This window comes from Kitasatospora sp. NPDC040550 (genome assembly GCF_055594965.1).
In genome coordinates, this window is sequence record NZ_JBVIWC010000009.1 from 251,069 (window position 1) to 272,527 (window position 21,459).

The 21,459-nt window shown below is 73.5% G+C and carries 16 protein-coding genes; 5 read left to right on the forward strand and 11 right to left on the reverse strand.

Features of this window, described 5'->3' with window-relative positions; translation table 11 throughout:
* Positions 1–123 precede the first annotated feature (123 nt).
* From ACZ58X_RS16525 to metH, 3 genes are all read right to left on the reverse strand, one after another.
* On the reverse strand, positions 124–1,731 hold the full coding sequence (locus ACZ58X_RS16525; RefSeq protein WP_470334322.1) for an ABC transporter substrate-binding protein: 1,608 nt from the start codon (positions 1,729–1,731) through the stop codon (positions 124–126).
* Between the two features lie 408 nt (positions 1,732–2,139).
* Complete coding sequence (locus tag ACZ58X_RS16530) at positions 2,140–2,844, reverse strand: HAD family hydrolase (protein ID WP_470334323.1); 705 nt, start codon at positions 2,842–2,844, stop codon at positions 2,140–2,142.
* 139 nt (positions 2,845–2,983) lie between these two features.
* Entirely contained in the window at positions 2,984–6,493 is a 3,510-nt protein-coding gene (gene metH, locus ACZ58X_RS16535) for a methionine synthase (protein WP_470334324.1), read from the reverse strand.
* Positions 6,494–6,636: 143 nt separating this feature from the next.
* On the opposite strand from metH, the gene ACZ58X_RS16540 reads away from it, so the two are divergent.
* The gene (locus ACZ58X_RS16540) at positions 6,637–7,719 is read left to right on the forward strand and encodes a glycoside hydrolase family 18 protein (protein ID WP_470334325.1); all 1,083 of its coding nucleotides are present in this window, start codon (positions 6,637–6,639) and stop codon (positions 7,717–7,719) included.
* Positions 7,720–7,731: 12 nt separating this feature from the next.
* On the opposite strand, the gene ACZ58X_RS16545 is transcribed toward ACZ58X_RS16540, so the two are convergent.
* Positions 7,732–8,253: an SRPBCC family protein gene (locus ACZ58X_RS16545; RefSeq protein ID WP_470334326.1), complete on the reverse strand. Its 522-nt coding sequence runs from the start codon at positions 8,251–8,253 to the stop codon at positions 7,732–7,734.
* A gap of 353 nt (positions 8,254–8,606) precedes the next feature.
* On the opposite strand from ACZ58X_RS16545, the gene ACZ58X_RS16550 reads away from it, so the two are divergent.
* Positions 8,607–9,560 (forward strand): PAC2 family protein, encoded by a 954-nt coding sequence (locus ACZ58X_RS16550; protein WP_470334327.1) that lies wholly within the window; start codon positions 8,607–8,609, stop codon positions 9,558–9,560.
* 95 nt (positions 9,561–9,655) lie between these two features.
* On the opposite strand, the gene mshC is transcribed toward ACZ58X_RS16550, so the two are convergent.
* From mshC to ACZ58X_RS16580, 6 genes are all read right to left on the reverse strand, one after another.
* On the reverse strand, positions 9,656–10,885 hold the full coding sequence (gene mshC / locus ACZ58X_RS16555; protein ID WP_470334328.1) for a cysteine--1-D-myo-inosityl 2-amino-2-deoxy-alpha-D-glucopyranoside ligase: 1,230 nt from the start codon (positions 10,883–10,885) through the stop codon (positions 9,656–9,658).
* A gap of 216 nt (positions 10,886–11,101) precedes the next feature.
* A complete protein-coding gene (locus ACZ58X_RS16560; protein ID WP_470334329.1) occupies positions 11,102–12,001 on the reverse strand; it encodes a dioxygenase family protein in 900 nt (299 codons plus the stop codon).
* Positions 12,002–12,074: 73 nt separating this feature from the next.
* A complete protein-coding gene (locus ACZ58X_RS16565; RefSeq protein ID WP_470334330.1) occupies positions 12,075–13,004 on the reverse strand; it encodes a helix-turn-helix transcriptional regulator in 930 nt (309 codons plus the stop codon).
* Between the two features lie 105 nt (positions 13,005–13,109).
* Positions 13,110–13,982, reverse strand: a complete 873-nt coding sequence (locus ACZ58X_RS16570) for an SCO1664 family protein (RefSeq protein ID WP_470334331.1) — start codon at positions 13,980–13,982, stop codon at positions 13,110–13,112.
* Positions 13,952–14,518: a DUF3090 domain-containing protein gene (locus ACZ58X_RS16575; RefSeq protein ID WP_470334332.1), complete on the reverse strand. Its 567-nt coding sequence runs from the start codon at positions 14,516–14,518 to the stop codon at positions 13,952–13,954. The genes ACZ58X_RS16570 and ACZ58X_RS16575 overlap by 31 nt, the downstream gene beginning before the upstream one ends.
* Positions 14,519–14,756: 238 nt before the next feature.
* Positions 14,757–15,449 carry a histidine phosphatase family protein gene (locus ACZ58X_RS16580; protein ID WP_470334333.1) on the reverse strand — a complete coding sequence of 231 codons (693 nt, stop codon included), beginning with the start codon at positions 15,447–15,449 and terminating at the stop codon, positions 14,757–14,759.
* A 201-nt stretch (positions 15,450–15,650) separates the two neighbouring features.
* On the opposite strand from ACZ58X_RS16580, the gene ACZ58X_RS16585 reads away from it, so the two are divergent.
* Entirely contained in the window at positions 15,651–16,631 is a 981-nt protein-coding gene (locus ACZ58X_RS16585) for a magnesium and cobalt transport protein CorA (RefSeq protein ID WP_470334334.1), read from the forward strand.
* 95 nt (positions 16,632–16,726) lie between these two features.
* Here ACZ58X_RS16585 and ACZ58X_RS16590 read toward each other — a convergent pair whose 3' ends face one another.
* Entirely contained in the window at positions 16,727–17,773 is a 1,047-nt protein-coding gene (locus tag ACZ58X_RS16590; protein ID WP_470334335.1) for an LLM class F420-dependent oxidoreductase, read from the reverse strand.
* Positions 17,774–18,079: 306 nt separating this feature from the next.
* On the opposite strand from ACZ58X_RS16590, the gene ACZ58X_RS16595 reads away from it, so the two are divergent.
* Together ACZ58X_RS16595 and ACZ58X_RS16600 are read left to right on the forward strand one after the other, a co-directional pair.
* Complete coding sequence (locus tag ACZ58X_RS16595; RefSeq protein ID WP_470334336.1) at positions 18,080–19,060, forward strand: aldo/keto reductase; 981 nt, start codon at positions 18,080–18,082, stop codon at positions 19,058–19,060.
* Between the two features lie 123 nt (positions 19,061–19,183).
* Positions 19,184–21,457, forward strand: a complete 2,274-nt coding sequence (locus ACZ58X_RS16600) for a helix-hairpin-helix domain-containing protein (protein ID WP_470334337.1) — start codon at positions 19,184–19,186, stop codon at positions 21,455–21,457.
* Positions 21,458–21,459 lie beyond the last annotated feature (2 nt).

Here is a 21,459-nt window from a genome sequence, read left to right on the forward strand (position 1 = left end):
ACCATGGGGTTCGCGTGCTGGGTGGAGGGTTTCGAGGTCGTTGTCTTCACCATGGATGTTCTCCCTACTTCTACCTTGTTGGGGGGGGGGGGGGGGCGGGGGGGTGCCGCCGTGCGTCGCGGGCTACTTGCCGCTGCGGCTGATCTCCCAGAAGCGGAAGAAGCCGGTGGTGTCGACGGTGGACTCGACGCCGGTGATGTCCGGACGGGCCGCGTAGAAGGACTTGTTCTGGTACAGCGGGACCAGCGGGACGGTGTCCGCGACGATCTGCTGGACCTGCGCGTAGCCGGCCGAGGCGGCGCTGCGGTCGGCCTGCTTGAGGCCGTCCGGGATCAGCTTCTGGCTGATCCTCGGGTCGTCCCAGCCGGTGTGGAAGACGCCGCCGTCGACCAGCAGCGGGGCGATGTAGTTGTCCGGGTCGGGGTAGTCGGCGAACCAACCGATGATGTACGCCTGGTACTTGCCCTCGGTCCAGCCCTTCTTGTAGGCGTCCCAGTCGGGCTCCTGCTGGACCGTCACCTGGAAGAGGCCGCCGGTCTCCAGCTGCTTCTTGATGGTCTCGGCCTCGCCGCCGCCGGCCCGCGAGCGGGACCAGGTGAGGGTGAGCTTGACCGGGGTCTGGACCTTGTTGTCGGTCAGGGCCTTCTTGGCCTTGGCCACGTCCTGGTCGCCCCAGCGGTCGAAGAAGGCGGTGGTGTGGCCGGTGACGCCGGCCGGGACCATCGCGTACAGCGGCTGGACGGTGCGGGCGAAGACGTCGCGGGCGAGCGCCTTGCGGTCGAGCAGCGCGGCGGCGGCCTGGCGGACGCCGACGTTGGAGAGCACCGGGTCCTTGGTGTTGAAGGCCAGCGAGCGGGTGTCGTTGCTGTCGCCCTCGACCACCTGGAGGTCGGTCTTGCCGCCCTGCTGGTCGGAGCGGATCTGCGCGGCGGTGTTGGGCTCCAGGCTGTTGTCGGTGACGTCGACGTCGCCCTTGTCCAGCGCGGCCTTGAGGTCGGCGGGCTTGTCGAAGTACCGGACGGTGAACTTGCTGTTCCGCAGCTTGGCGTCGCCGCTGTACTTGTCGTTGGGGACCAGGACGACCTTGCCCAGCTGCTTGCCGCCGGCCATGCCCTCGACCGAGTCGAAGCGGTACGGGCCGGAGCCGACCACCTTGTCGTTGGCGAGCGCCTTGTCGGCCGGGTAGACCTGGTGGTCGACGATGGCGCCGGCCGGGGAGGCCAGCTTGGCCGGCAGGGTGGCGTCGGGGGTCGCCAGGTGGAAGACCACCTCGCTGTCGCCCTTGGCCTCCACGCTCTTGATCGAGGCGAGCAGGCCGGCTGGGCCGTTCGCGTCGTTGATCTTCTTGGTCCGCTGGATCGAGAACACCACGTCCTCGGCGGTCAGCGGGTGGCCGTTGGAGAACTTCAGGCCGGGCCGCAGGGTGCAGTGGTACTCGGTGGCATCGCCGCCGGAGAAGTCGCAGGACTGCGCGGCGTCCGGGGTGGGCGTGCTGGCGGCGGCCGGGAAGGTCAGCAGCGACTGGAAGGTGTTGCGCAGCACCAGCCAGGAACCGGAGTCGTAGACCACTGCGGGGTCCAGCACGCCGGTGAGCTGGGCGGTCCCCATGGTGATGGACTTGCCGCCGCTGTCCCCCTTGACGGCGTCGGTGACCGATCCGCAACCGGCCACCGTCACGGCGACCAGACCGGCGCAGCCGAGTGCTGCCAGGCGTTCAGCTGAAGTCTTCACGGGAGCGTCCTTCGGGGGTGTCGCGAACCCGAGTAGCGTGCCATATCGAACACGCACGACCGATACCCGTGCAGATGACGTTTGGGACACGGTCGTTGAGGGCATCACGGCGCGCCCGACGAGTTGTCAGCCATTGCCCGTTTTCTCCCGGCCGGACCGCCGGTGCGGGCCCGGTCGGGCCGCCTACCGGCCGGTAGGGTCGAGGCGCAATGAGATGACAATCACATCCGATGGATGGCGCACGCCCTAGGGCGTGTCTGACAATTCGCGTCGGATCAGCGTGCGGCGTTGGGGTGCGTGCATCGCAAGGCGGAGGAGGGAGTCCATGCGGAGCATCGGCGACTGACGACAACGCGGCGAGGTGCGTGCCCCGGCGTCGCGCGCCCGGCGGGAATTGTCAGACACGCCCTAGACCCGCGAGGCGACCAGCGACCGCAGCAGTTCGAGATCGACCTGCTCCAGCGACGGCAGCACCAGCCGCCCGGGGGCCGGCTCGATCGGCGCCACCGAGGGCACCGCGATCACCGGACAGCCCGCCGCCTCGCCCGCCCGCACCCCGGTCGGGGTGTCCTCGACGACCACGCAGCGGGCCGGCTCCGCGCCCAGCCGGCGGGCCGCCTCCAGGTACGGGTCGGGGAACGGCTTGGTGCGCGGCAGCTCGTCCCCGCCGATGGTGAAGGCGAACCGCTCGGCGCCCAGCGAGCGCAGCACGATGTCGATCACGTGCCGGTGCGAGGCGGACACCAGCGCGGCCGGAACGCCGTGCGCGGCAAGGGTGTTGAGCAGCCGCTCGGCCCCCGGCATCAGCGGCACCCCGCCCGCCAGCAGGTCGACGAAGCGCTGGTTGACCAGCACCCCCAGGTCCGCCGGGGCGATGTCCACCCCGGTACGGGCGACCAGGTACTCCATCACCCTGGTCATCGGCCCGCCGACGACGTGCGCCCGGTCCTGCTCGTCCAGCCGGTGGCCCAGCTCGGCGAAGAGCGACACCTCGGCCTGCCACCAGAAGTCCTCGGTGTCCACCAGCGTGCCGTCCATGTCCAGCAGCACCGCCTGGAGGCCGGGCTCGTGCCCGAGGTCGAGCGCCGGGGCGGCGGTGGAGCTGGTCGTCATGGCAAGTCCTTCCGGCTGCGCCCAGGACGGTCCCGGGGATGGCGCGGGCCGGCCCGCTGGTCAGCGGACCGGCCCGTTCAGGATCATCCACGATACGCCCGCTTCGCCCGGAAAGAGCGAACGGAGAAGGACGTACGGGTTACCGCGCGTTGAAGTACTTCGCCTCGGGGTGGTGGATCACGATCGCGTCGGTGGACTGCTCCGGGTGGAGCTGGAACTCCTCGGAGAGCACCACGCCGATCCGCTCCGGCTTGAGCAGCTCGGCGATCTTGGCGCGGTCCTCCAGCTCGGGGCAGGCCCCGTAGCCGAGCGAGAAGCGGGCGCCCCGGTACTTGAGCGCGAACATGTCCTTGACGTCCTGCGGGTCCTCGCCGGAGAAGCCCAGCTCGAAGCGGACCCGGGCGTGCCAGAACTCGGCCAGCGCCTCGGCCAGCTGCACCGAGAGGCCGTGCAGCTCCAGGTAGTCGCGGTAGGAGTTCCCGGCGAACAGCTCGTTGGCCGCCTCCGAGATCCGGTTGCCCATGGTGACCACCTGGAGCCCGACCACGTCCCGCTCGCCGGACTCCTCCGGGCGGAAGAAGTCCGCCAGGCAGAGCCGGCGGCCGCGCCGCTGGCGGGGGAAGGTGAAGCGGGTCCGCTCGGTGCCGTCCTCGTGGAAGACGATCAGGTCGTCGCCCTTGGAGTTGGCCGGGTAGTAGCCGTAGACCACGGCCGCCTCCAGCCAGCCCTCGGTCTGCAGCCGGTCCAGCCAGGCCCGCAGCCGCGGCCGGCCCTCGGTCTCCACCAGCTCCTCGTAGGACGGGCCGTCGCCGTTGCGCGCGGCCTTGAGGCCCCACTGGCCCTTGAACAGCGCGTCCTCGTCCAGCCAGGAGGCGTAGTCGGCGAAGGGGATGCCCTTGACGATCCGGTCGCCCCAGAACGGCGGGGCGGGCAGCGCGTTGTCCAGCGCGACGTCGGAGCGGATCTGGCCGAGGTTGACCTCGGGCTCCGGCTCCGCCACCTCGACCCTGGCGTGCCGGCGCTGCTTGAGCTCCGGCAGGGCCGCGCCGGGCACGCCGCGCTTGACCGCGATCAGCGCGTCCATCAGCCGCAGGCCCTCGAAGGCGTCCCGGGCGTAGCGGACCTCGCCCTCGTAGATCTCGTGCAGGTCCTGCTCCACGTAGGCGCGGGTCAGGGCGGCGCCGCCGAGGATCACCGGGAAGCTCGCGGCCAGCTTGCGCTGGTTCAGCTCCTCCAGGTTCTCCTTCATGATCACGGTGGACTTCACCAGCAGGCCGGACATCCCGATCACGTCCGCCTTGTGCTCCTGCGCGGCGTCCAGGATCGCCGAGACCGGCTGCTTGATGCCCAGGTTGACCACGTTGTAGCCGTTGTTGGACAGGATGATGTCGACCAGGTTCTTGCCGATGTCGTGGACGTCGCCCTTGACGGTGGCCAGCACGATGGTGCCCTTGCCCTCGCTGTCGGACTTCTCCATGTGCGGCTCCAGGTGGGCCACCGCGGTCTTCATCACCTCGGCGGACTGGAGCACGAACGGCAGCTGCATCTGGCCGGAGCCGAACAGCTCGCCGACCACCTTCATGCCGGCCAGCAGGGTGTCGTTGATGATCTCCAGCGCCGGGCGCACGCCCAGCGCCTCGTCCAGGTCGGCCTCCAGGCCGTTGCGCTCGCCGTCGATGATCCGGCGCTGCAGCCGCTCGTCCAGCGGGAGCGCGGCCAGCTCCTGGGCCTTGGAGGCCTTCACCGAGGCGGTGGAGACGCCCTCGAACAGCTCCAGCAGGCGCTGCAACGGGTCGTAGCCGTCCCGGCGGCGGTCGTACACCAGGTCCAGGGCGGCGTCGCGCTGGTCCTCGGGGATCCGGGAGATCGGCAGGATCTTGGAGGCGTGCACGATCGCCGAGTCCAGGCCGGCCTCCACGCACTCGTGCAGGAAGACCGAGTTGAGCACCACCCGGGCGGCCGGGTTGAGGCCGAAGGAGATGTTCGACAGGCCGAGGGTGGTCTGCACCTTCGGGTGGCGGCGCTTGAGTTCGCGGATCGCCTCGATGGTCTCGATGCCGTCCCGGCGGGACTCCTCCTGGCCGGTGGCCAGGGTGAAGGTCAGGCAGTCGACCAGGATCGAGCCCTCGTCGATGCCGTAGTCGGCGGTGAGTTCGGCGATCAGCCGCTCGGCGATCTCGACCTTCGACTCGGCGGTGCGGGCCTGGCCCTGCTCGTCGATGGTCAGCGCGATCAGGCCGGCGCCGTGCTCACGGGCCAGCGAGGCGATCCTCCCGAAGCGGGAGTCGGGGTCGTTGCCGTCCTCGTAGTTGACCGAGTTGAGCACCGCACGGCCGCCGAGCGCCTCCAGACCGGCCTGCAGCACCGGCGGCTCGGTGGAGTCCAGCACGATCGGCAGGGTGGAGGCGGTGGCCAGCCGGCCCGCGATCTCCTTCATGTCGGCGACGCCGTCCCGGCCGACGTAGTCGACGCACAGGTCCAGCAGGTGGGAGCCGTCCCGGATCTGGTCCCGGGCGATCTCCACGCAGGCCTGCCAGTCGCCGGCCAGCATCGACTCGCGGAACTTCTTCGAGCCGTTGGCGTTGGTGCGCTCGCCGATCGCCAGGTACGAGGTGTCCTGACGGAACGGCACCGCCTGGTAGAGCGAGGAGGCCGCGGGCTCCGGCTGCGGCTCGCGCGGCGCGATCGGACGGCCCTGCACCCGCTCGACCACCTGGCGCAGGTGCTCGGGGGTGGTACCGCAGCAGCCGCCGACCAGCGAGAGGCCGTACTCCCGGGTGAACACGTCGTGGGCGTCGGCCAGTTCGGCCGGGGAGAGCGGGTAGTGGGCGCCGTCCTTGCCGAGCACCGGCAGGCCCGCGTTCGGCATGCAGGACAGGCCGATCCTCGCGTTCTTGGCCAGGTACCGCAGGTGCTCGCTCATCTCGGCCGGGCCGGTGGCGCAGTTGAGGCCGATGTAGTCGACGCCGAGCGGCTCCAGCGCGGTGAGCGCGGCACCGATCTCGGAGCCGAGCAGCATGGTGCCGGTGGTCTCCACCGTCACCTGCACCAGCACCGGGAGGTCCAGTCCGGCCTCGGCCAGGGCGCGCTTGGAGCCGAGGATCGCGGCCTTGGTCTGCAGCAGGTCCTGGCTGGTCTCCACCAGCAGCGCGTCGGCGCCGCCCGCGATCAGGCCGGCCGCGTTCCGCTGGAAGCCGTCCCGCAGCGTCTCGTACGGGGCGTGGCCGAGGGTCGGCAGCTTGGTGCCGGGGCCGATCGAGCCGAGCACCCAGCGGGTGCGGCCGTCGGCGGCGTGGGCGTCGGCCACCTCGCGGGCGATCCGGGCGCCGGCCTCGGACAGCTCGAAGATGCGCTCGGCGATCTCGTACTCGCCCAGGGCGGAGAAGTTGGCGCCGAAGGTGTTGGTCTCGACGCAGTCCACGCCGACCGCGAAGTAGGCCTCGTGGACGGAGCGGACGATGTCCGGCCGGGTGACGTTGAGGACCTCGTTGCAGCCCTCGAGGTTCTGGAAGTCCTCCAGCGTCGGGTCCTGGGCCTGGAGCATGGTGCCCATCGCACCGTCGGCCACCACCACCCGGGTGGCGAGCGCTTCACGCAACGCGTTCGCGCGGCTCTGCTGAGTGATGGACGGGTTGGCTGCAGTGGCCATGGGGCGTCTCCCTGGTGCGACGGCTGTCGGCTTTGCGAGCCCGCTTGCTCGGGCCCGCACGTGGCCAGAGTATCCGGCCCACGGCCCGGCCTGCGGGTGCATTCCGTATCCTGAGCGCTCGACCGCGAGGGGGGAGCGATCGCGTGACCCGATTCGGGAGCGTTGCGCGGCGGATCGGGCGGGCCCTGGGGGCTCCGCTGCGCCGCTGGAGAGGCCTGCCGTGGTGGGGCCGTGCCCTGGTGGCGCTGGGGCTGGCGGCGGCCGTGCCGGTCGCCGCGCTGGGCTCATTGTTCGTCGCGATCCGGCTGCACTACTCGGGTGAACCGGCCGCCGAGGCCCGTACCCGGGGCCGGGACGCCGTCTGGCTCGGCCACGCCTGGGTGGACGGCCGCAAGACCGACGCCGACGTCGCCGCGCTGGCCCGGCAGCTGGCCGGCACCGGCGTGCGCGACCTGTACGTCCACACCGGGCCGCTGGAGCACGACGGCTCGCTGCCGCCCGCCGTCCACCCGAAGGCCCGTTGGTTCACCGAGGCCGCCCACCGGGCGCTGCCGGGGGTGCGGCTGCAGGGCTGGCTGGGGGACGAGGTCAAGCCCGAGCGGGACGCGCTGGACCTCGACGACGCGCCCACCCGGGACCGGGTCGCCGCCTCCGCCGCCCAGGTACTGGACCAGGGCTTCGACGGCGTGCACTTCGACATGGAACCGATCCGCCCCGGCTCGGCCGGCTGGCTCGCCCTGCTCGACCTGGTCCACCCGGTGACGGCCGCCCGCGGCGCGAAGCTGTCGGTGGCGGCCCCGCAGATCGACCCCGTCCCCGGCCTGCACACGGCCGGCATCCTGCTCACCGACCACGGCAAGTGGTGGGACCAGGCGTACTTCCGGGAGACCGCCCGCCGGGTCGACCAGATCGCGGTGATGACCTACGACACCTCGATGCCGACCGAGCCGCTGTACGGCGGCTACGTCGCCCGGCAGACCGAGCTGGCCCTGGCCGCCACCCCGCCGGACGTCGACCTCCTGATCGGCCTGCCGTTCTTCCGGGACGACAAGTGGGGCCACTGGGGCGACGCGGAGACCGTCCCGGCGGCCGTCCGGGGCGTCCGGCTGGGTCTGGGCCGGGAGGACCTGCGGCGGGCCGACTTCGGGGTCGCGCTGTACGTGGACTTCGCCGCGACGCCGGAGGACTGGGCGGCGTACCGGCGCGGCTGGGTGGACCCCTCCTAGGAGCGCGGGGGCTCAGGCCGCCATCCGGTGGGCCAGGGCGCCCAGGTAGCGGTGCACGGTGGCGTCCTCGCCGGACAGGTAGTGCGAGACGGCCCGGTACAGCGGCTTGCGGACCTCGCCCCGCTCGGTGACGGTCAGCGAGCAGCCGGGCCCGGCCGGGGTGAGGTGGTACGTCCAGGTGCCGCCGTAGGGCAGGTCCCGGTCGGCGATGCCGGTCACCAGCCGGTACGGGGCCTCGCTCGCCACCACCTCGTAGGTGGTGTGCCCGTGCCGGTCGTACTCGCGCCAGCGCGGGCGACCGCCGGCCCCGGCGGGCAGCCGTTCGACGTGGGTGAGGCCCGGGCGCCAGGCCGGGTAGAGGTCGATGTCGGTCAGCACCTCCCAGACCGCGCCGGGCGGCTGGGCGAGTTCCAGCCCGCCCTCGGTGACGTGCTCCACCGGCAGCCGGCGCCCGGCCCGGTCCGCCGCCAGCAGCGCCGTTCCGGCCAGCGCCGCCGCGCCCGCACCCGCGCCGATCCACAGCCGTCGGTTCATCGGTCGGCCCCTTCCGCCCGGCCCCCGCCCCCATCATCGCGCCGCCGCGCCCGGCCCGCCCCCCATGGCGCAGCGTCGCCGGTCAGGCACCGTGCGTCCGGGCCGGGCCGCCTGACGCAGCGTCAGCCGCCGCGGACCGGATATCCGCTGGATCACGGCGGCCCGCTCCCCCAGACTGTCCCGGTGCCCGGCCGCCATGCGCATCAAAGCCCGTAGGCTGGGCAGGTAGGGACCGTGGAGCGAGCCGTTCCACGGGAGACGAGAGGTTCGACAGGCGGCAGCCGGCCCGTCGTTGCCCCGGCGGGCCAGCCGGGGCGGTGCCGGTCCGACCGCCGACCGGAGGGAGACGCTGGGTGATCGAGCTGGAAGATGTTCCCGAGTTGATCGACCCGGTGATGGTCTGCGCCTTCGAGGGGTGGAACGACGCGGGCGACGCCGCCTCCGCGGCCCTGGCGCACCTGGACGAGACCTGGGGCGGCAAGGTGTTCGCCGCCCTGGACGCCGAGGACTACTACGACTTCCAGGTCAACCGGCCGACGGTCTGGCTGGACGGCGGCGTGCGCCGGATCACCTGGCCGACCACCCGGCTGTCGGTGGTCCGGGTGACCGAGCCGGTGACCAGGGACGTGGTGCTGATCCGCGGGATCGAGCCCAGCATGCGCTGGCGCTCGTTCTGCAACGAGCTGCTGGGCTTCGCGCACGAGCTGGGCGTCGAACTGGTGGTGATCCTGGGCGCGCTGCTCGGCGACACCCCGCACAGCCGCCCGGTGCCGGTCAGCGGGGTCACCTCCGATCCGGACCTGGCCCGCCGGCTGGACCTGGAGGAGAGCCGCTACGAGGGTCCGACCGGGATCGTCGGGGTACTCCAGGAGGCGTGCACCCACGCCGGGGTGCCGGCCGTGACGTTGTGGGCCGCGGTGCCGCACTACGTGGCGCAGCCGCCCAACCCCAAGGCCACGCTGGCGCTGCTCAACAAGCTGGAGGACCTGCTGGACCTGCGCATCCCGCCGGGCGAGCTCGGCGAGGACGCCCGGGCCTGGCAGCTGGGCGTGGACCAGCTGGCCGCCGAGGACAGCGAGGTCGCCGAGTACGTCCAGCAGCTGGAGGAGGCGCAGGACACGGCGGAGCTGCCGGAGGCCTCCGGGGACGCCATCGCGCGCGAGTTCGAGCGCTACCTGCGCCGCCGGGAGAACGTCGGCCCGACCGGCGAGAAGCCGGTGTCCGGGCACGCGACGGCCGAGCGGCCGGCCGAGCCGGAGGGGCCGGGCACGACCCGGGAGAGCCAGGAGGGGGCCGAGGACGAGTAGTCCTCGTCGGCCCCGCCCCGCCGGGCCGGGGTACGTCGAAGGGGCGCCGGGACTCGAAGTCCCGGCGCCCCTTCGACGTTCTCAGGGCGTCACCCTCACAGCGCGACGCCGAGCAGGGCGTCCACGGTGCGGCTCACCAGGCCGGGCGCGCCGATGTCGGTGCCGCCCTCCGTCTCCTGCTGCGCGGCCCACCGGTCGACGGCGGCCAGTGCGGCGGGCGCGTCCAGGTCGTTCGCCAGCGCGGTGCGGACCTCGGCGAGCAGCTGCTCGGCGGCCGGGCCGTCCGGCCGGGAGACGGCGGCCCGCCAGCGGGCGAGGCGCTCGACCGCCTCGTCCAGGACGGCCTTGGTCCACTCCCAGTCCGCGCGGTAGTGGTGCGAGAGCAGCGCCAGGCGGATCGCCGCCGGGTCGACGCCCTCGCGGCGCAGGGCCGAGACGAAGACCAGGTTGCCGCGGGACTTGGACATCTTCCGGCCGTCCAGCCCGACCATGCCGGCGTGCACGTACGCCTTGGCGTACGGGTGGGAGCCGGTGGCGCTGTGGGCGTGCGAGGCGCCCATCTCGTGGTGCGGGAAGGACAGGTCGCTGCCGCCGCCCTGGATGTCGAAGCCCATGCCCAGGTACTGCAGGGCGATGGCCACGCACTCGATGTGCCAGCCGGGGCGGCCGTGGCCGAGCTCGGTGTCCCAGGCGGGCTCGCCCGGACGGGCGGCCAGCCAGAGCAGGGCGTCCAGCGGGTCGCGCTTACCGGGGCGGTCCGGGTCGCCGCCGCGCTCGGCGAAGACCGGGCGCATGGCCTCGCGGGTGAGCCCGGAGACCTCGCCGAAGTGCGGGTCGGCGTCGACCGAGTAGTAGATGTCCCCGTCCACCCGGTAGGCGGCGCCGGAGGCCAGCAGCTTCTGGACGATCGGGACGATCCACGGGATCGACTCGACGGCGCCCACGTAGTGGGCCGGCGGGAGCAGCCGCAGGGCCGTCATGTCCTCGCGGAACAGGGCGGTCTCGCGCTCGGCGAGGGCCACCCAGTCCTGGCCGGTCTCGACGGCGCGCTGGAGCAGCGGGTCGTCCACGTCGGTCACGTTCTGGATGTAGCGGACGTCGTGGCCGGCGTCCTTCCAGACCCGCTGCACGAGGTCGAAGGCGTTGTAGGTGGCGGCGTGGCCCATGTGGGTCGCGTCGTAGGGGGTGATGCCGCAGACGTAGATCCGGGCGGTGCCGTCCTGCGGCACGACCTCGCGGACCGTGCCCGCTGCGGTGTCGAAGATGTGGAGGGGGAGCCCCTGACCAGGCAGGGCGGGAACCTCGGAGGCGGGCCAGGCATGCATGGGATCGACCTTAACCTTGAGAACATTTGAAAGCCTAACCAGTAACGAAGATCGACTGGATTAGCTTCCTGTCGTTACCCGGTCACCCTGCGACTGGTCTAGCGCGTTCTGTTTTGGACCGGTGACTCCGTCCGATCGTTTCCGGACACGGGTGAGCGCCCGGTCGGCCCTGCCGCCGACCGGGCGCCCGGCTCCCCGGGGGAGCGGCCGGAGCCGCTACGACCGCTGCCAGAGGGCCGGCACGTTCGGCGGCTCCCAGCCCACCAGGGCGGTGTGCGCCTGGAGGCAGACGTAGGAGGCGCCGGAGTAGGTGACGCGGTCGCCCGCGTGGTACGCCCGGCCGGCGGCCCAGCTGCCGCTCGGCGGCGTGGTGGGCCCGCCGGTCGGGGTGCCGGTCGGGGTGGCGGTGGCCGTCGGGCTCGGGGTGCCCGGGGTCTGCGGCACGTCCAGCACGAAGTCGAAGGTGGCGTTCTCGCCGGATCCGTTCTGCTGGACGTTCATCAGCAGCCGGGCGTCGTAGATGGTGTCGGTGTTGTTGCGCGGCTCGCCCGGGAAGTACAGCTGGGTGGTCAGGACCGGGCGGCCGGGGGCCTGGAGCTTGACGTGCAGGTGCCGGGTGCGGCCCGGGTAGAGGCCCGGGACGATGGTGTCCAGCTTGTACGCGCCGTTGGCGTCGGTGAACTGGTGGCCGCGGAAGGTGTAGCCGGCGTTGTCGTAGTTCCCGCCGTCGTCGGCCTGCCAGAAGTCCAGCAGCACGCCGGGGACGGGCCGGCAGGCGCGGCCGAAGACGTAGCCGCTGACGGTCAGCCGGGTGCCCGGACCGTCGTTCACCATCGAGCTGCGCAGCGGGGAGTCCGGCTTGAAGTACGGACCCTCGATCTGCTCGATGGTCGGGTCGTCCCCGTCGTGGCACTCGGGGGTCAGGCCGGGCACCCGGCCGGCGCCGACCTTGTCGCGGGCCAGGGCGACCCCGCCGCCGACGAGCAGCGGTGCGGCCCCGAGCGCGGCGGCGGCCTTGAGGACGGTCTTGCGGCTGATCATGCCGTCGGACGGGGGCATGCGCCGTCTCCTTCCGGTGGATCCTTCGTGGGGGGTGGTGGGGGCGGCCCTTGCCATGGTGGGGGCATGACAAGGGCCGAACCGGCCGCCGTCCGCGCGCTGGACCGGCCGCCGGTGGCCAGTAGGAACGTTACGGACCGTCCGGAGCGACGGCGATGGACATGATCCGGGGATCGTGGTGATTTCCGTCGACCCTGGACCGGAACTCCCCCGGGGTCATCCCGGTCTCCCGCCGGAAGAAGCGGCAGAAGTACGCCGGGTCCGCGAAGCCGGCCTCCTTGGCGACCTGACGAATCGTCAGATCGGTGCAGGCGAGCAGCCGTTTGGCCTCCAGGGTCTGCTGCCGGCGGATCAGTCCGCCCGGGGTGCGGCCGGTGGCCTGCTTGACCAGGGTCTGCAGGTGCCCCGGGGAGACCCCGAGTTCCTGGGCGGTGGAGGCCACCGAGTGCCGCACCCCGCCCGGCCTGGCGATCAACCGGGTGAAGGCGGCCGCCAGTTCGGCCGGCCGGGTGGGCACCGCGGGCCGATCGTCCGGGGTGCAGGCGCGCAGCGCCCGGACGATCAGGATGTGCAGGCTGGCCCGCAGCACGCCCTGGTAGCCGGGCGCCCTGGTCCGGTACTCCTGCTCCATGTCGGCGAGCAACCGGGCGATGGCGCCGGCCTGTTCGCCGAGCGCGATGCCGGGGCGGGCGGCCAGGGCGCGCAGCGCGGCGAGGTCCTGCGGGTGCCCCAGCAGGAAGTCCTCGTTGAACAGGACGACCCGGCCGGTGAGCTCCTCGGCGTCCGCCCAGTGGTGCACCTGGCCAGGCGTGATCACGCACAACTGCGGTGGCGCCAGCGCCCGGTGGACCAGGTCCAGGACGTGGGCGCCGTGGCCGCCGGTGACCATGACGATCTCGTGGAACGAGTGCCGGTGGGGGAAGTTGGCGCGGGAGAGCGGGCCGATCGCATCGAAACTTCCGATCGCGAAGGGCAGCACGTGGGGCAGTGGGACCTGCAGGCGGTGCAACGGCAGGTCCGGCGCGGTTCGGGGGGTGGGGGTGGTCCGTCGCACGTCCATCGGAGCAGTGTGCGACCTGTTCCGGCGACAGGTCCAGACCACCGGCCGGTAACCCCGGCGGAACCCCGCGCCCTCGCGGAACCCGCGCTCCACCGCGGCACCGCGCTACACCGGCGGCCAGGGGATCGCGGGCCAGTCCGCGGAGGGCAGCGGGTGCTTGCCCGAATCCCGCAGCCCGGCCACCCGGGCGCGGGTGGCCGCCAGTTCGGCGGCGGTCAGGTGCGGCGCCAGCCGCTCGGCCAGCGCCCCCTCCAACTGCTCGGCCAGCCCGGCCAGCACCTCCAGCGCCTCGGCGGGCAGCGGGTCGCCCGCCCAGCCCCAGAGCAGGGTGCGCAGCTTGCCCTCGGTGTTGAAGGTGACGCCGTGGTCGATGCCGTACACCCGGCCGTCGGCGGCCGGGATCAGGTGGCCGCCCTTGCGGTCGGCGTTGTTGAGCACCGAGTCCAGCACCGCCAGCCGGCGCAGCCGGCGGTCGTCGTGGTGCACCAGCAGCGCGGTGCGGCCGCCCTCGACCTCGGCCCGGACGATCGGCAGCCAGCCCTCCTCCGGACCGGCCGGGTCCTGCAACGCCAGCAGCGGCTCGGCCTCCGGGTCCGGCTCGACCCACAGCTGCACCATGCCCGGCCCGTGCGGGCCGTCGCGCAGCACGGTCGGCGGGATCAGCTCCCAGCCGGTCGCCGCCGACAACTCGTACGCGGCGACCTCGCGGCCGGCCAGGGTGCCGTCCGGGAAGTCCCACAGCGGGCGCTCGCCCGCCACCGGCTTGTAGACGGCCTGGGCGCTCAGCCCGTCGTGCTCGACGGTGCAGTACAGCGCGGCGTTGGAGGCCTCGGTGAGCCGGCCGTGCACGGTCAGCCCGCCCCGGCGCAGCAGCGCCAGCGCGGTGGGCACGTCGGCGGCGAGGGCGGCGGCCGCCGCCGGGTCGGCCTGCGGCGGGGTCTCGGTGTTCAGCGCCGGTAGCCGTTCGCGCGCGGGCACAGGTGGCCCTCCGGGTCGAGCGGCAGGTTGCAGAACGGGCAGGGCTTGCGGCCGGCCGCGACCAGGTCCAGCGCGCGCTTGGCGAACACCCGGGCCATCGCGCCGGACAGCCGCACCCGCAGCATGTCGGGGCCGTTCTCGTCGTCCTGGAAGGCGGCCTCCTCGCCCTCCTCCTCCTCGTCCTCCACCAGCGCCTGGGCCTCGACCACCAGGCAGGCGTCCACGCTGTCCCAGGCCAGGGCCATGGTGCCGACCCGGAACTCCTGCTCCAGCGGGAGGTCCAGCGGGGCGGTGTCGAGCAGGTCCTTGGGCGCGGCGGCCGGGATGGCGGAGTCGCCCCCGCTGCGCCGCAGCGCCTCGTCCAGGACCTCCTCGATCCGTTCGGCGAGCGCGGCGACCTGGGTCTTCTCCAGCAGCACGCTGGTGATCCGGCCCCGGGCGCTGGCCTGCAGGTAGAACGCCCGGGCGCCGGGCTGGCCGACGGTGCCGGCCACGAACCGTTCGGGCTGGTCGTAGAAGAAGACCTGACGGGGCACGCTCTAGCTCCGGATCGTGTCGGTCGGCGCGGATCCGCCAAGGGGGATCGCGGGGTTGTCCACCTGGGCGGGTGGTCGGACTACGGGGCACTCACCAGTCACCCTACGACCTCCGGGCCCCGGTCGGGGAGCCGAGCCGGGGGCCGCGGACGGGGTGGCACCCCCCGGCCCGGACGGTGTCGCGCGCCGTTCGGGCGGGGTGCGCGGGGCGGGCCGGGCGCGGGGGCGGGCGGGCCGCTCAGGCCGTGCCGCCGACCACCGCGTCACCCGCCGGGGTGGCCGGGGCGGCGGAGGGCCGGGGCGCCAGCGAGGAGAGGTCGCCGGTGTCACCCGTTCTGAGCACGAAGGGCCGCTGCGGGGTGTAGCGGATGGCGGTGACCGAGCAGGGCTCGACGCTGATCCGCTGGAAGTGGTCCAGGTGCAGACCGAGCGCGTCGGCCACCACCGCCTTGATCACGTCCCCGTGCGAGCAGGCGATCCAGACCGCGTCCTCGCCGTGCTCGTCGGCGACCCTCGCGTTCCACTCGCGGACGGCGTCGACCGTCCGGTGGCTCAGCGCGCGCAGCGACTCGCCGCCGGGGAAGGCCGCGGCGGAGGCGTGGTCCTGCACGGTGCGCCAGAGCGGCTCCTTGGCCAGCTCGGCCAGCGGGCGGCCGGTCCACTCGCCGTAGTGGCACTCCCCCAGCCGCTCGTCCTCGGTCGGCGCGCCCAGCTCGGGGCGGACGGCGAGCAGCGGCTCCAGGGTCTGCCGACAGCGCTCCAGCGGGCTGCTGACGGCGAGCGCCAGCGGGATCCCGGACAACCGCCCGGCCAGCGCGGCGGCCTGGGCGCGCCCGGTGTCGTCCAGGTCCACGCCGGGGGTCCAACCGGCCAGGATCCCGGCGGTGTTCGCGGTCGAGCGGCCGTGACGGACGAGCAGCAGGGTGGGCATGGGGCTTAGCCTACGGCCTCCGGACTCCGCCGTGGGGTGCGGTCCGGCAGCCGGGGGCGCCTGGACGGGACTCCTCGCGCGGGGCTCGTCGCGCGGGGCTCGTCGCGCGGGGCTCGTCGCGCGGGGCTCGTCGCTGGGCTCGGATCCGCCCGGTGGCCCGGCTCCCGGCCCGGCGGGCGCGCCCGGGGGACAATGGCCCGCATGATCGTGCACTGCGCCGCGTACCGGGACGGCCGCCGGCTCGGGACCTCCGAGGACCTGACCGACTCGCTCGCCACCGCCCGCGAGGCCGGCCCGGGAGCCTTCGTCTGGATAGGCCTCTTCGAGCCGACGACCGAGGAACTCGACCGGGTCGGCAAGGAGTTCGCGCTCCACCCGCTGGCCGTCGAGGACGCCGTCAGCGCCCACCAGCGCCCCAAGGTCGAGGCCTACCAGGGCTCGCTGTTCGTCACCCTCAAGACCCTCGGCCACCACGCCGACACCCGTACCGTCACCAGCGGCGAGGTGATGGTCTTCCTCGGCCCGGACTTCGTGATGACCGTCCGACACGGCGAGGACACCCCGCTCAGCGGCCTGCGGGCCCGGCTCGAACAGCAACCCGAACTGCTGCGCTACGGGCCCAGCTCGGTGCTGCACTCGGTCTGCGACACCGTGGTGGACGGCTACGTCGAGGTGGCCACCGCGCTCCAGGCCGACCTGGACGAACTGGAGGCGGACGTCTTCGCCCCCGGCCGGGTCGGCCGCGACACCGCCGGGCGGATCTACGGCTACAAGCGTCAGGTGATGACCGTCCGCCGGGCCGTCGCCCCGCTGCTGGAACCGATGCTGCGGCTGGAGCGCGGCGCCCCCTTCGTCCAGCCGGAGACCGCCCCCTACCTGCGGGACGTCGCCGACCACCTGGCCCGGGTGAACGACCAGGTGGACGGCATGGACCGGCTGCTGTCCGACATCCTCGGCGCCAACCTGGCCCAGGTGAGCGTGCAGCAGAACAACGACATGCGGAAGATCTCGGCCTGGGCGGCGCTGGCCGCCGTGCCGACCATGATCGCGGGCGTGTACGGGATGAACTTCGACGACATGCCCGAGCTCCACCAGCCGTGGGGCTATCCGGCGGTGCTGTCGCTGATGGCGCTGGTCTGCGTGGTGCTCCACCGGGTGTTCAAGCGGCACGACTGGCTGTAGTGCCGCTGGCTGTCGTGCCGCTCGCCTCCCGCCCGGTGGGTCACCCCCGATGGGTCACCCCCGGGAGACCGACCCGGGGGACCACACCCGGCGGATCAGGCCAGTCCGGCCCGCTCCAGCGCCTCGACGCCGGTGCGCAGCGCCCGGATCCGCTCGTCCAGCGTGAAGCCGGCGGGGGCCAGGGTCAGCGTGGTGACGCCGGCATCGGCGTAGGCCTGCATCCGGTCGGCGATCCGGGCGGTGTCGCCGATCAGCGAGGTGGCGTCGATCAGGTCGTGCGGGACGGCGGCCGCGGCGCCCGCGTAGTCCTTGGCCAGGTACTTCTCCTGGATCTCGTCGGCGGCCTGCTCGTAACCCATGCGCCGGGTCAGCTGGTTGTAGAAGTTCTTCTCCTTGCTGCCCATGCCGCCGATGTACAGGGCGGCGTAGGAGCGCTGGGAGTCGACCCCGGCCTTGATGTCCTCGCCGACCGCGAGGGTGACGGTCGGGCAGAGGTCGAAGCCCTCCAGGGGCTTGCCGGCCTTGGCGCGCCCGGCCTTCAACGGGTCCATCGAGAGCGCGGCGTGCTCGGGGGCGAAGAAGATGCCGAGCCAGCCGTCGGCGATCTCGCCGGTCTGCTCCAGGTTCTTCGGGCCGATCGCGGCGATGTACAGCGGGATCTGCTCGCGCACCGGGTGCACGGTCAGCTTGATCGGCTTGCCCGGGCCGCCGGGCAGCGGAAGGGTCCAGTTCACCCCCTCGTGCACCAGGCGCTCGCGGGACATCGCCTTGCGGATGATCTCCACGTACTCACGGGTGCGGGCGAGCGGCTTGTCGAACTTCACGCCGTACCAGCCCTCGGAGACCTGCGGGCCGGAGACGCCGAGGCCGAGCCGGAAGCGGCCGCCGGAGAGGGTGTCCAGGGTCGCGGCGGTCATCGCGGTCATCGCCGGGGTGCGGGCCGGGATCTGGAAGATGGCCGAACCGACGTCGATCCGCTCGGTCTTCGCGGCGACGAAGCTCAACACCGTCGCGGCGTCCGAGCCGTACGCCTCCGCCGCCCAGCAGACCGAGTAGCCGAGCCGGTCCGCCTCCTGGGCCACCGCGATGTTGTCGGCGTCCATGCCGAGTCCCCAGTAGCCGAGGTTGATGCCGAGTCGCATGTGCCGAACCTTCCAGTCGGGTGGGCCCGGTGGCCAGTCGGGCGGGCGTCGTGGCCGGTCGGGCGGGGCGTGCCAGCACGTCGGGCGGGCCTGCTGGCGAGCGTAGCCGCGTCCGCGCAGGTCATGCTACTGACGGGTAGTGGTGGTCTGGGTCACACCTGCCGCATTGATCGTTCTGCGGGTCTGCGCCCCTGCCCGGGGACCGGCCGCTACGCTCAGCCGACGTGGGGAGCACTCTCCCCCACCTGCGCGTTTACAGGGGCTACCGGGGCCACCGGTGCCACCGGCCAGTGGAGGGCCCGTCCGATGGAAAAGCGTCACCTCGGCCGTACCGGCCTACAGGTCTCCCGCCTCGGTCTCGGCACCATGACCTGGGGCCGCGACACCGACGAGCACGAAGCCGCCGAGCAGCTCAAGGAGTTCGTCGACGCCGGCGGCAACCTGGTCGACACCGCCGACGTGTACGCCGACGGCGGGGCCGAGTACCTGATCTCCCGCCTCACCGACAGCCTCGTCCCGCGCTCCGAACTCGTCATCGCCACCAAGGCGGGCAGCGTCCCCGAGTCCAGCCGCCGCTTCGACGGCTCCCGCGGCCACCTGCTCGCCGCCCTGGACGCCTCGCTGCGCCGGCTCGGCACCGACTACGTCGACCTGTGGCAGGTCCACGCCTTCGACCCGGCCACGCCCGTCGAGGAAACCCTCAGCGCCCTCGACATCGCCGTCTCCTCCGGCCGCGCCCGCTACGCCGCCGTCTGCGACTTCAGCGGCTGGCAGCTCGCCAAGGCCGCCACCTGGCAGCGCGCCCACCACGACCGGATGCCGCTGGCCGGCGCCCAGTTGGAATACTCGCTGCTCCAGCGCGGCATCGAGCGCGAGGCGCTGCCCGCCGCGCTCGACGCCGGGATCGGCCTCCTGGCGGGCTCGCCGCTCGGCCGCGGGGTGCTCACCGGCAAGTACCGGCACGGCGTCCCGCAGGACTCGCGCGGTGCCTCGCCCTACCTGTCCGGGTTCGTCCAGCCGTACCTCGGGGAGCGCTCCCGGCGGATCGTGGACGCCGTCGCCACCGCCGCCGACGGGCTCGCCAGCAGCCCGCTCGCGGTCGCGCTGGCCTGGGTCCGGGACCGGCCCGGGGTGGCGAGCGCGCTGATCGGGGCGCGCACCGTGGCGCAGCTCCAGGCGGCGCTGTCAGTGGAGGCGCTTACGCTTCCGGGTGAGATCCGCGGCGCGCTGGACGACATCTCGTCTCCGGTGCACCGCTACCCGGACCAGGGGTGGACGGAGCTTTAGCCCCGGAGCCGGGTGGGTCGAGCCGGGCGGTCGAACCGCGGGTCGAACCGCTGGTCGAACCAATGGTCGAGCAGAACGAGCAGTGCAGAACGTGCAGTGGAGTGAGCTTTGGAGCGGACGACGATGAGTGGCACGGGCAACGGCGCTCCGGAGGGGGCTGCGGCCGCGGCCGCGCCCGACCAGGCGACGATCGCGGAGATCGTGGCGCGGATGCGCCGGATCGAGCAGCAGGAGGCGCGGCCGGGGGCCCACCGGCTCGGGCCTTCCGCCCCGAAGGCTCCGGAGGCCGAGGGGTCCGAGGGGTCCGAGGGGTCCGAGGGGTCCGAGGGGCCTGAGGGAACCGAGAGGTCCGGGGAGTCGGAAGGGTCTTCCGAGGGGTCCGTGGCCGAGGGGTCCGCGCCGGGTGTCGGTGAGGCACCGGCGGCTGAACCGGCCGCGGCCGCCGCGGTCACCCCGCCGGTCACCCGGCCTGCCGCTCCCCCGCTCGCCGCACCGATGCGGCCCGCCGCGCCGAGCGAGGACGCGCTCCGGGAGACCACCGCGGTGCTGACCGCCGGTGGCGCCCCCGCCGACCTGGCCGCCGCCGCGGTGGCCGCACTCGGCGAGGAGGCCGCGGAGCGACTGCGCGAGGACCCGTGGGCGGTCCTCGGGCTCCCCGGCGTACGCCCCGAGCACGCCGACCACTTCGCCCGCGGCCTGCTCGGAGCCGAGGTCGGCCCGGACGACGAGCGACGGGCCCGGGCCCTGGTGGTCTGGCTGCTGGAGCAGGCGGCGCTGCGCGGGCACTCGGCCCAGGACGCCAAGGACGTGGTCGCCGGGCTGGAACGGCTCCGGGTCCCGGACCCGCTCGCCGCGATCGCGGAGGCCGTCGCCGAGGGGCGGCTGCTGTCGTTCCAGGAGGAGCTGACCGGCCCCGGGGCCCCGACCCCGGGCGGCGAGGAGGACGAGGACGAGCCGCCGACCCGGATGCTGCTCGCCCTGGAGGGCCCGGCGATGGCGGAGGACAGCCTCGCCGAGAAGCTGCTCCAGCTGATGGCCACCTTCGTGCCGGGCGAGGACGCCGAGGAGCAGAGCGGCGAGGAGCAGCACGCCGAGGGACAGGACACCGAGGAGCAGGACACCGAGGAGCAGGACGGCGAGGAGCAGGACGGCGGGGAACCGTCGTCCGGGGCGGGCTCCGAGGAGTCCGCCGAACCCGTACCCGCCGCTCCCAGCCCCGCCGCCTGGGAGGCCGCCGCCGAAGCCGCGCCGTCCTCCTCCGCGACCACCCTGATCCGGACCGTCGCCGGGAGTGCCCTGGTGCTGCACACCGGCGGTGAGGCGGCCCGGGCCGAGCCGGCCGCGCTGCTCGCCGCCGCCACGGGGCTCGGGCTGCGGGCCTGGGCCGCCACCTGGACCGACCAGGGCCGGGACTCCTTCAACGCCCTCTCCCTCGCCGCGACGCCGGTGGTGACCCTCGCCGAACTGCTGTCCGGTACGGCCGGCCCCGGCCGGGCGGCCGACGGCACGCTCGCGCTGGACCTCCTGGTCGTGCTGGACGCGCCGCTGCTGGACGTCGAACTGGCCGCCACCGTCCTGGAGTCGCTCGCCGACGGCACCCGGCTGGTGCTCAGCGGGGACCCGGGCCAGCTCTGGTCGGCCGGCCCCGGCCGCTTCTTCGCAGACCTGCTGGCCGCCAAGGCCTGCCCGGCGGTCGCCTCCCGCACCCCGGACTTCGGCCCGATCGGCGAGCTGGTCTCCGGGGTCGGCGTCGGCGAGCTGCAACCGGTCGAGGCGCCGGAGAAGGAGGTGGTCATCCTGACCGCCAAGGACGGCGGCGAGGCCGTCCACCGGGCCGTCCAGCTGCTCACCGACTCCATCCCGCGCGCGCTCGGCATCCCCGCCGAGCAGGTGGTGCTGCTCACCCCGGGCCACGGCGGCCCGGCCGGCACCCGGGCGCTGAACGCGGCCGCGAAGGCCCGGCTGAACCCCGGCCCCGGCCGGTTCGGCGGCTTCGACCCGGGTGACCGGGTGGTGGAGTCCCCCGCCCCCGGGGTCACCCGCCCGGCCCGGGTGCTGGACGGCGACGCGGCCGGACTGCACCTGGAGTTCCCGGACGGCTCGCGCCGGACCGTCCCGCCCGCGGAGGCCGGCCGGCTGCGGCACGGCTGGGCACTGACCGTCCACCAGGCGCTGGGCCGCCGCTGGCCCGCCGCAGTGGTCGTGGTCCCGGAGGACGCCGGGCCGGCGCTCTCCCGGCAGTGGGTCTACACGGCCTTCGGGCGCGGCGAACGGCACCTGTCGGTGGTCCACGCGGCGGGCCCGGCGCTCGCCCAGGCCGTCGCCGAGCGCCCGGCGCAGCCGCGCACCACCCGGCTCAGGGCGATCCTCGCGGAGAACGCGGTCGCCGAGGACTGATC